Here is a 10,622-nt window from a genome sequence, read left to right on the forward strand (position 1 = left end):
GCCCCGGATCGAGGGCTACGTGACTTTAGGCGTTGCACCGCTCTTCTTCACTGCGGTCAGGTAGCCGGTCTGACTGGCGGTGACAGTGACGGTCATGCGGTAATTTCGGTCCATCGAGGTGAGCGCGTAGGTCGCGGCTGTAGCTCCCGGCACGGGCGTTGCTCCGCGGAACCATTGGTAGCTCAGGGCCGCAGCGGGAGTCCACACGCCGGGCACGGCAACGAGTTGCTGGCCAACCCTGGCCATTCCGCTGATGCTGGGAATCGGGCCGACCAATTTGCCCGGCTCAACCGGTACCGTCGCGGCGCTGGTCGTGCTGATGGAACGATACCCCACCTTCGTTCCGGTCACCGTCACCGTAATCCTGCCGCCCAAGTCGGCCGCGGTCACCTCGTATGTGCTGGATGTGGCGGCGACTACCGGCGCCCCATTGCGATTCCACTGCACGGCGAGGTCGACGGGGGCCGGTCGCCAGACACCGGTCGATAGGCCGAGAGTTTTACCCACGGTGGTTGCGCCGACGATCTCGGGGACGGGCGTCTCGGACAGCACGCCGATCGCGATGAGAGCAGGGCTACTCGACCGGCTGGTGGCGGAGTAGCCGGTCTTCGTACCCGTGACGGTTACGTTGACGCTCTCGCCCGCCTCGGCGCCGGACAGCTGAAATTTGATATCGGTCGCACCGACAATAGCGGCGCCGTTACGTTTCCACTGATAACTCAAGTCAACGGCACCTGGTCCCCAGCGACCGGGAACGGCAGTCAGTTGGAAGCCGACCTGTGGCGTGCCCGTGACGCTCGGTGTCGGAGCGGGTGCCAGGCTCGGTGCCCGCAGCGGTTCGCCCACGACAAATGGCGACAGCGACGACGTCGTTCCACACACGCGGCCATAGGACTGTTGGCTCGTGATGTCCTGCCACGCGCCAGCCACGAAGTGGTACAGGTGCTGGCTAAGGGCTTGCTCAGCGGTCAGGGTCGACGCGTCAAAAGACAAGCAGACCAGGATGTTGCCACTGTAGCCCGCCGTGGTCTCCAGATTCAGGTACACCGGCGGGTCGGTCAGCGTGGTAAATCCGGTCGGCGCCGGCCCGGTCGGAGTGAGGACGGAGGAGGTGATGCCGTCGGACGTTATCGAGTCGAAGGTCAGGGCGGCGTACGGATATGCCGGCGTGTACAGGTCGACCAGCACATCCGCTCCGACCGGGCTACTGCCCGCCCGAGGCAGCCCAATCGTGAACATTCCCAGCCCTGTCGCATATCCACAGAGAATCCCCTCCCTGTTACCCAGCGAAATCTCCTGCCAGCGTCCGCCCTCAAAGTGAAAGAGACGGTTTCCGTCGGCGAACAGGCTTCGCAAGTACTGGACACACACCAGAACGCGACCGGTAAAGGTGGCCGTCGTCGAGAGTTCAATGAAGGCTGGTGTGGTGACAGTGTCGAAGATAGTTGAGGCTGGTCCGATCATTGACTCGGTGACGGCGGTGTTCCCGGCGGATGTGACGGTATCGAATTCAACGCGAATCGGGGGATTTAGCGCATCTTGACCGGACGGCGCGAGGCTCACCAAAGAACCCACCGCGGTGATTCCCGCCGGCGGTTCACCGAGCATCACGGGCTCGAACGATGTGGTTCTTCCACAAGTAGACGTGCCCTGGGAACTCGTGATGTCTTTCCACACGCCCAATTCGAACTGGTACATCCGGGAACGGTAGGCGGTTTCCAGTTCCCTCACGCTCGGGGTGAAATAGGCATTCCAATATTGCAGGTCCGAAGGATCGATACAGAACCGGAACTGCCCCGAAAATTCAGCGGTCGTGGCGAAGTCGTAGTAGCTGCTGCGCTGGTCGAAGGCGATTGGCGCCGGCTGTGTAGCCGGGTGCGAAACCGTGGTGATTCCGGGCGTCGTGACGCTGTCGAAAATCACGACCGGACTACTGTTGGCTCCGGTGGGATAGCTGCTCGGTTTGACAAAAACGTTCGTACCAATCGGCGTGTCACCCTTGAGCGTGCCGCCCACGGCGAACGGTCCGGCGAGGCTGGCGGCATCGCCGCAGTAGTGTCCCGGCGGATAGCCAAGTTCTTGCCACTGACCATTGACGAACTGCCAGATCATGTCTCGACTGAACATTTGATCGGGAACATCATAATCGACATGTTGAATGCAGATGGTGATGGGGCCGCTGGTGATCGCCGTGGTCGCGGGGTAAAAGAAGTAGGGAGTGTCGAGGGCGAGCGTAAACCCGACGGGAGCCGGGCCGGTCGTGGACGTGGTCACTGAAGTGACTCCGGCTTCGAGAACGGAGTTGAAGTTCAGGTAGACGCCCTTGTTACCGTTCGGGTCGGTCGGCCGTACCTCGATATTGCTACCCACCGGGGTGGGCACCAGCGCGTCGGCGTGAGCGGCCGTGACCACTCCCCCGAACGCCAAGCTCAGGGCCGCAGTCACCGCGAGCGAAAAAAGAATCAGATGACGACGACGTTGAATCATGTGAGGCTCGGTTTCAGGAGTGGGAAGTACTACGGAGCGAAAATCGCAGTGATCATAGCACCGGGGGCATTTTCTATCCCAAAATTTGCGGCTTGGCTGCAAACGAAACAGGGCCCCACCGAAGTGGGGCCCTGATCGAAAAGCTAGGGGTTACGCGTTGAGCGCGGCCTGCAATTCGAGCGTGATGGTGACCTTGTCGCCGAGCAGCATGCCACCGGTTTCGAGGGCGGCGTTGTAAGTGAGGCCGAAGTCTTCGCGGTTGACCTCGGTCTTGGCCGTGGCGCCGAACTTGTAATTGCCGTAGGGGTCTCCACCAAAGCCACCGAAGTCGAGCTCGAACGTGGCCGGCTTGGTGACGCCCTTGATGGTGATGTTGCCGTCGACGAGGTAGTCGCCCTTGACTTCGCGCACACCGGTCGACGCGAAGTCGATGGTCGGGTACGTTTCGGCGTCGAAGAAATCGCCGGTGCGGAGGTGACCGTCGCGGTTGGGCTCGTTGGTGTTGATCGAGACGACCTTGGCCGAGGCCGTGACGCTCGTCTCGAGAGGGTTCTCGCCGGTTACGAAGGTGGCGTCGAAGTCTTCGAAGGTGCCCTTGACCTTGCTGATGACGATGTGGCGAATGCTGAAGCTCACCGAGCTGTGGGTCTTGTCAATGGTCCAGGTTCCGGCTTTGAAGCCGGGAATGCTCGTTGCGGTGGTCTCGCTCATAGAGTTTCTCCTCAAGTGTGTGGGCCCAGAATTGTCGCCCTCGGATATATGCAAGCGCATAGAAGACGTTCGTATTCCCGGGAAGACAAATATTCATCGGCCCCTTCGGGGTTCAGCCGGGCCTTAACTCAGGCCGACCGAATAGTCTCAGCCTGTCATCGGGTTCTGCGTGTTTATTGGGAGGTAGCTGTGAGAGCACGTTTACCGAGCATGCAGGGGGTTGCGGGCGAGGGCATCCTGATTGCTGCGGGCGGCCGCGCCATCCTGCTGCAGCTGGCGAATCCGGCCATTGGACACGGCGTCGCCGACCACAGCAATTTCGCCGCTCGGCCGCTCGACCGGCTGAACGGCACGCTGAGCTTTGTCTACGCCACCGTCTTCGGACCGGCCGACCTCGCCGCCGCGATGGCCGAGCGGGTCAACCATGCGCACGTTCCCGTGCATTCAACCGGCACGACACCCCGGTACAACGCGTTCACCCCAGAGCTGCAGCTCTGGGTCGCCGCAACGCTGTACGACTCTGCTACCCACCTGCACGCACTCATCTACGGCCCGCTCGACGAGGCAACGGCCGACGCCGTTTACCGCGAATACTCCCGGCTCGGCACCGCGCTGCAGGTGCCGCCGGAACTGTGGCCGAAAGACCGCGTCGCGTTTCGCCAGTACTGGGATGAGCAATTGCAACTGCTGAGAACGGATGCCGCCACGCGCGCGGTCGCGCACGAGCTGTTGCACTCGCGCCCGGCTCCGTTTTGGTACCGAGCTGCCCTCCCGCTGGCCCGCCTGATGACGGCCGGACTGCTGCCGCCCCGCGTTCGGGTACTCTTCGACCTCCCTTGGTCAGAACAGCACCAGCGGCGCTTCGATCGGGCACTGCACGTCATCCGTTTCATCTATCCTCGCCTGCCGCGCGCACTTCGCCACTGGCCCAAGAATCACTACCTGCGCGTGCTTCGCAAATCCCACCTGCGCCGATCCACTGCATCCGCGCCGGCACCGGTACTGTAAGAGTCCAATGACGCAGCCGCAGCCGCCCCACCCCGGACTCGACGGCGTTGATCGCCAGATCATCGCCGAGCTCAGCCGGGACGCCAGACTCTCCATGCGCCAGCTGGCCCTGCAGGTGCACATCTCGCGCACCGCAGCGCACACCCGGGTGCAGAAGCTCATCAGCCATGGCGTGATCACCGGGTTCGGCGCCCAGACCGACCGCAAGGCCCTCGGCCTGCACGTGTCGGCTCTCGTCATCGTGAAGATCGCTGACGTGGCCTGGGGTGAAATTGCCGCGCAACTCGCCGAACTCCCATTTGTTGAGAAGGCGCAGGCAGTGAGCGGGGACATCGACATTATTCTCACCGTGAGCGCTCCCGACCACGAACAACTCAGCCAGGCCATTCTGCGCGATATCCACACCATGCCCGGGGTAATCTCGACCCGGTCGCACCTAATTCTCGACGAGATCCTCGGGCACGCGCCCGGTACCACCCCGGACGCTTGGCACTGAAAACCTTCTCAGTACGGCCGTTTGGTTGCCGTCTGGCATTTGCCCGGCCAATCGTTCACAACTGCAAAAAACCTGGGTACGGGCTCGTCTGAAGGGCGCACCATTGCCTCATGAGCCTCAATGTTGAGAGCACGCCGTTGACGGCGGTGCTGGCACCCCCACCCCTTCGTTTGATCGACGACACTGGTCAGGCGGTTGCCGAGAATGAGAGCGGCGGATTTACCCTGCCAGCCGTCGACACCCTGCTCGGCCTGTACCGACAGATGGTCATAGCGCGCCGGTTCGACGTGCAGGTAACCGCCCTCACCCGGCAGGGTCGCCTCGCCACCTACCCGTCCGCGCTCGGCCAGGAAGCCTGCGAGATCGCCGCGGTCGCCGCACTCGCCCCGCAGGACTGGCTGTTTCCGACCTACCGCGACAGCATTGCGCTGCTTACCCGGGGGGTCGAGCCGAAAGATATTCTTGCCTCGTTCCGCGGTGACTGGCACAGCGGCTACGACTATCACCAGCACCGCATCGCCCCGCAGGCCACACCACTAGCTACCCAGGCGCTGCACGCCGTCGGCCTGGCCACCGCAGCGAAGCTCAAGCGCGACAATACCGTGGCTCTCACCCTGCTCGGCGACGGCGCCACCAGCGAGGGCGACGCCCACGAGGCATTCAACTTTGCTGCCGTCTGGCAGGCTCCCGTCGTGTTCCTCGTGCAGAATAACCAGTTCGCGATCAGCGTGCCACTCGACAAGCAGATGGCCTGCCGCACCATCGCCGACAAGGCCATCGGCTACGGCATGCCCGGCTATTACGTGGACGGCAACGACGTTGCAGCCATGTATGCCGTCGTCTCGGCGGCCATGGACCGCGCTCGCCGCGGCGATGGCCCCACCCTGATCGAGGGCCTCACCTACCGCATCGAAGCCCATACCAACTCGGATGACCCCACCCGCTACCGCAAAGCCGCCGACGTCGACCTGTGGCGCAGCCGGGATCCGATCGAACGTTTGGAAAAGTACCTCGTTGCGCAGGGCGCCCTGACCGAAGGGGTACGCGCTTCGATTCTTGCCGCCGCCGAGGAGCTCGCCGCCACAACCCGCGACTGCATGACCGAACAGGCGGTCGTCGATCCGCTGGAACTGTTCGAGCACGTCTATTCCACGCCGCGCACCGCCCTGGCCGAGCAACGCGCCTTTCTCGCGGCCGAACTCGCCGGCGATGCTTTGGCATCCGCTGTTGCTACCGAAAAGAGCACTCGATGAGCCCGCAGCAGGCCCTGGACACCGGCACTGCCGTGCGCGCGCCAGAAGACCTCACCATGGCCGCCGCGCTCAACGCCGCCATTCGCGATGCGATGGTCGATGATCCGACGGTCGTTCTGTTCGGCGAAGACGTCGGCCCGCTCGGCGGCGTGTTTCGCGTCACCGACGGGCTCTACGCCGAATTTGGTGAAACCCGGGTGAGCGACTCCCCGCTGGCCGAGGCCGGCATCGTCGGAACCGCGATCGGCATGGCTATGTACGGCCTGCGCCCGGTCGTGGAGATGCAGTTCGACGCGTTCAGCTACCCGGCGTTCCAACAGATCGTGTCGCACGTGGCCAAGATGCGCAATCGAACGCGCGGCAAAATCCCGCTGCCAATCGTCATTCGCATTCCCTACGCCGGCGATATCGGCGGAGTCGAGCACCACTCCGATTCCTCGGAGGCTTACTGGACGGCGACGCCCGGACTCACCGTGGTCAGCCCGTCGAACCCGGCGGACGCCTATTCCATGCTGCGGGAGGCTATTGCCAGCGACGACCCGGTGATCTTCATGGAGCCGAAGAGCCGCTACTGGAGCAAAGCTTCTCTCTCCTTGCCGGTGCAAACCGAGAAGCTGAACCGGGCCGTCGTGTTGCGCGCGGGTACCGACGTCACGCTCATCGCCTATGGGCCGACCGTGAAAACCGCACTCGCCACGGCCGATCAGGCTGAAGCCGAGGGGCTCTCGATCGAGGTCATCGACCTGCGTTCGCTTTCGCCCTTTGACGACGAGACGGTGGGGGTATCCGTTCGTAAAACCGGACGGGCCGCCATCGTGCACGAGGCCGCGCAGTTCGGTGGCTATGGTGCCGAGGTGGCCACGCGCCTGACCGAGCGCAACTTCTTCTACCTCGCCGCCCCCATCCTGCGTATCACCGGCTTCGACATTCCGTACCCGTCGCCCAAGCTCGAGGAGTACTTCTTGCCGACCCCCGATCGCATTCTCGCAGCACTGTCGACCTGGGAGTGGTCCTGATGAGCCGCGAATTTCTGCTGCCCGACCTCGGTGAGGGGCTGACCGAGGCCGAGATCGTGGCCTGGCTGGTCGCTCCCGGCGACACGATCGCCATCGACCAAGCCGTGGTCGAGGTCGAATCGGCCAAGTCCATCGTGGAGCTGCCGTCGCCCTATGGCGGCGTTGTCGCGAGCCTGTTCGGCGAGCCAGGCCAGGTGATCCACGCTGGGCAGGTACTGCTGACCGTGACGGATGCTGCGGGTGGTGCTGCCGCAGATGTCGCGGCGGGCGACGTTCCCGCCGCCGCTCCGTCCGAAGTTTCCGGGGCCGTTCTGGTCGGCTACGGCACGACCGAGAGCACCCGGCCGGCGCGGAAGGTCGCCGCCGGGCGTTTTTGCGGCACGGGGACGCCGAGCCATACCCCGGTCACGACGGCGGATGCCCCGGCGCCGCCGGTGTCGATGCTGCCGGTACCGATGCTGCCGGTGGCCGCTGCGCCAGCCGAGCCAGCGCCATCCGTTTCGGCGGCATCCGTTTCGAGCGACGCTTTGGACTCGACCCGCCGCTCCCCCGTCGTCTCACCAATCGTGCGCCGCCTGGCGCGCGACAACGGGTTTGACGCGAGCATGCTGGCCGGCAGCGGGCCGAACGCACTGGTGCTGCGCAGCGACGTCGACAACTACATTCGAGCATTGACCGCTCCGGCGGCGGCGCCACCCAGCACAGCGCCAACTGCCCCCGACGACGCGAGCGCGGACATCCGCATTCCCATTTCCGGCCTGCGGAAAGTCGTCTCGCAGCGATTAACCACGTCGCGGCGGGAGATTCCCGAGGCGACCATCTGGCTGGATGTCGACGCAACGGCACTATTCGCGGCGCGGGATCAGCTGCTCACGGCGACCGGAGAGCGATTCAGTGTGACGGCGCTCATCGCCCGCTTCGTCGTCGCCGGGCTGCGTGTGTACCCGGTGCTGAATTCTTCGGTCGACACTGCGAGCCAGGAGATTCTGCAGCACGGTGCCGTCAACCTCGGCATCGCGGCGCAGACCTCGCGCGGGCTGATGGTCCCCGTGATCCACGGGGCGCACGCAATGAGCCTGCGGCAGTTGCGCGACTCCCTCGCCGCTCTCGTGGCGCAGTCGCCCGAGGGTACCTTTGCACCGAGCGCCCTGACCGGTGGAACCTTCACGCTCAACAACTTCGGGTCGCTCGGCGTGGACGGTTCGGCCGCAATCATCAACCACCCGGAGGCGGCCATTCTCGGTATCGGGCGCATGATCGAACGGCCCTGGGTGGTCGAACACGCTCTCGCGGTGCGCACCGTCGTTGAGCTCTCGATGGTGTTCGACCACCGGGTCTGCGACGGCGGAACCGCTGCCGGGTTCCTCACCTATGTGGCCCGCTGCATCGAAAACCCGGTGAGCCTGCTCGCCGACCTGTAGGAGCAGGCGGAGACATAAAAAACACCATCGCAGGAAGGCGGAGGTGTTTTCTGTGTCGCTGGACGGCGTACGGGGTGCACGAGCACGCTGGTGGTTTTCGCTGAGGTTGGGTTCCCCGGCGAGCGTCAGCCCCGGTTAGGCGCGAACTGAGAAGGTACCCCACACGTCCGCGCCGCGAACCGGGATACGCGCACGCTGGTGTGCTCGCATCCGGAGCATTTGAGTAGGTAAACCGGGAGCGAGTTGCGTTCGGCGTGGGCCGGATTCAGGGTGAGCCGAGCTTCGGACCGGCAGAATGGGCAAGTCAATGTCATGCGACCTCCAGAGGTGGCGTCGTCTGCTGCATCCTGTTAGTGTGCTCCGTGGCGCGCCCCCCAAACAGGGCCAAAGGTCCCGTGCTGCCACAGGCCTCACCAGCGGATAACGCGGCGGGGCTGGCCACGACCTGCTGGGGCGGAGTTCGGGGCGGGTGCGTTAGCGTGGCTGGATGAGTGGATTTCGCGTCGAACTGTTTCGGTCAGGCGCGCTCCGGCCGTTCCTGCTGCCGGCCGGCGTGGGGCTCGTGTCGACCGCGCTGTACACCGTATTCTCGGCGCTGCAGTGGCGAAGCTTCGCCGCTCCGTCCTGGGACCTCGGGATTTTCGCCCAGCTGGCCCGGCAATATGCGGCGCTTGAAACGCCGATCGTGACGATCAAGGGTGACGGTTTCAACCTGCTCGGTGACCATTTTCATCCGCTTCTGGTGCTGCTCGGCCCGATTTTCGCGATCTTTCCACACGCGTTCACGCTACTGGTGGTGCAGAACGCCCTGTTCGGTCTCGCCGCCGCAGCACTCAGCTATGGCGCGATCCGGCTGCTCGGACCGATGACCGGGACGCTGTTCGGGCTCGCTTTCGCGTTCAGCTGGGGTCTGCAGGGCGCGGTCGAGGCGCAGTTCCACGAGATTGCCTTCGCCGTTCCGTTGTTGGCGCTGTCCCTGACCGCCTTTCTCGGGCGCAAGTGGGCGGCCTGCCTGCTCTGGGCGATGCCGCTCGTGTTCGTGAAGGAAGACCTCGGACTCACCGTGGCCGCGATGGGTATCGTGCTGGCCGTTCGCAGCCGGCATCCGCTTGGAGTGTGGTTGGCCGTCTGGGGCGTGGGCTGGTTCGCTCTGGCCAGCCTGGTCATTCTGCCGCTGCTCAACCCGAATGGGGCCTGGGCATACTCGAGCAGCATCGACCTGGTCAAGATTCTGGGTGACCCGGCGACGCTCTTTCAGCCGCAGAAGGGCGTGACTCTCGCGCTGCTCCTCGTGGCCGGCGGCGTCATCGCGGTGCGGTCGCCGCTCGCGCTCGTGCTGTTGCCGACCCTGGCCTGGCGGTTTCTGTCCGATAATTCGGGATATTGGGGGCCGACCTGGCAGTACAGCGCCGTACTCATGCCGATCGTGTTCGCCGCAGCGCTCGACGGTATCGCACTCGCGCGCACCAGCCGGCGCCGTTGGCTGCGCGGTTTTGGGCGGCAGGCGGCATCCGTTTCGATTGTCGCCGCGCTCGTGCTCGGCACGACGCTGCCCGTGTTCAAACTGACGGATGTGGCGGGCAATTTTTCGACGGATCGCGCTATCGCGGCGACTGCTGCTTTGCGCATCGTGCCGGACGGCGCCCGGGTCGAATCTGACATTGGCCTGATGAACTATCTCGTGGAACGAACGGATGTTTTCTGGCTCGGCAACCAGAATCCCCTGCCGGACTATCTCGTGATCGACCATGTGGCCGGAGGTCTTCCCGCCGAGTGGACGTCGGCGCAGGTCGTGGGTGCGGCGCTGCACCCCGGCGTGGCGTTCACGACGATCTATTCCGCCGGCGGTTACGAGGTAGCCCGCCTGGCCGCCCCGACGCCCTGACCCCCGCCGTGACCTGCAGGGTCCGGTCCCAGCCGAGAAACTGGGCTCCCGGCAATACGGTGGGCCCTGGCGCGCTTCCGCGATCGTCCATCTAATCACGGACCAGCCGCTGACTGCTGTCTGTATTCCCATCGAAAGCGCGTGACTGGTCACTGCACAAAGCGGAAGTATTCTTTTTTCCGCTTTTGTTGATCAGAAGAAAATTCTGTATGTCAGTCAGGATAATGCTGAGATTATCTCGCCGTTAGGGGCGATTTGGGGTAAAATTGTTGGTGAAGGAGGCACCGACGCCATGACCCTCACCGCTCCGCCCGCCGCCACCGGCTCTGTGCCGGAACCCGAGGG

At 64.2% G+C, this 10,622-nt stretch carries 8 protein-coding genes; 6 read left to right on the plus strand and 2 right to left on the minus strand.

Features of this window, described 5'->3' with window-relative positions:
• Positions 1-15: 15 nt before the first annotated feature.
• Positions 16-2,487, minus strand: coding sequence for a hypothetical protein (locus CXY70_RS13465; RefSeq protein WP_104192840.1), 2,472 nt, complete (start codon positions 2,485-2,487; stop codon positions 16-18).
• Between the two features lie 150 nt (positions 2,488-2,637).
• A complete protein-coding gene (locus CXY70_RS13470; protein ID WP_104192841.1) occupies positions 2,638-3,198 on the minus strand; it encodes a YceI family protein in 561 nt (186 codons plus the stop codon).
• 189 nt (positions 3,199-3,387) lie between these two features.
• On the opposite strand from CXY70_RS13470, the gene CXY70_RS13475 reads away from it, so the two are divergent.
• The 6 genes from CXY70_RS13475 (at position 3,388) to CXY70_RS13500 (ending at position 10,277) form a co-directional block, all read left to right on the plus strand.
• Complete coding sequence (locus CXY70_RS13475; protein ID WP_233205931.1) at positions 3,388-4,206, plus strand: oxygenase MpaB family protein; 819 nt, start codon at positions 3,388-3,390, stop codon at positions 4,204-4,206.
• Positions 4,207-4,213: 7 nt separating this feature from the next.
• Positions 4,214-4,702, plus strand: a complete 489-nt coding sequence (locus CXY70_RS13480) for an Lrp/AsnC family transcriptional regulator (RefSeq protein WP_104192843.1) — start codon at positions 4,214-4,216, stop codon at positions 4,700-4,702.
• Between the two features lie 110 nt (positions 4,703-4,812).
• Positions 4,813-5,955, plus strand: a complete 1,143-nt coding sequence (gene pdhA, locus CXY70_RS13485; protein ID WP_104192844.1) for a pyruvate dehydrogenase (acetyl-transferring) E1 component subunit alpha — start codon at positions 4,813-4,815, stop codon at positions 5,953-5,955.
• Positions 5,952-6,971: an alpha-ketoacid dehydrogenase subunit beta gene (locus tag CXY70_RS13490; protein WP_104192845.1), complete on the plus strand. Its 1,020-nt coding sequence runs from the start codon at positions 5,952-5,954 to the stop codon at positions 6,969-6,971. Before pdhA ends, CXY70_RS13490 begins: the two co-directional genes overlap by 4 nt.
• Positions 6,971-8,392, plus strand: a complete 1,422-nt coding sequence (locus tag CXY70_RS13495) for a dihydrolipoamide acetyltransferase family protein (RefSeq protein WP_104192846.1) — start codon at positions 6,971-6,973, stop codon at positions 8,390-8,392. Before CXY70_RS13490 ends, CXY70_RS13495 begins: the two co-directional genes overlap by 1 nt.
• A 487-nt stretch (positions 8,393-8,879) precedes the next feature.
• Positions 8,880-10,277, plus strand: coding sequence for a DUF2079 domain-containing protein (locus tag CXY70_RS13500; RefSeq protein WP_104192847.1), 1,398 nt, complete (start codon positions 8,880-8,882; stop codon positions 10,275-10,277).
• Positions 10,278-10,622 lie beyond the last annotated feature (345 nt).

The organism is Cryobacterium sp. Y82, assembly GCF_002929495.1.
Taxonomy (GTDB): domain Bacteria; phylum Actinomycetota; class Actinomycetes; order Actinomycetales; family Microbacteriaceae; genus Cryobacterium; species Cryobacterium serini.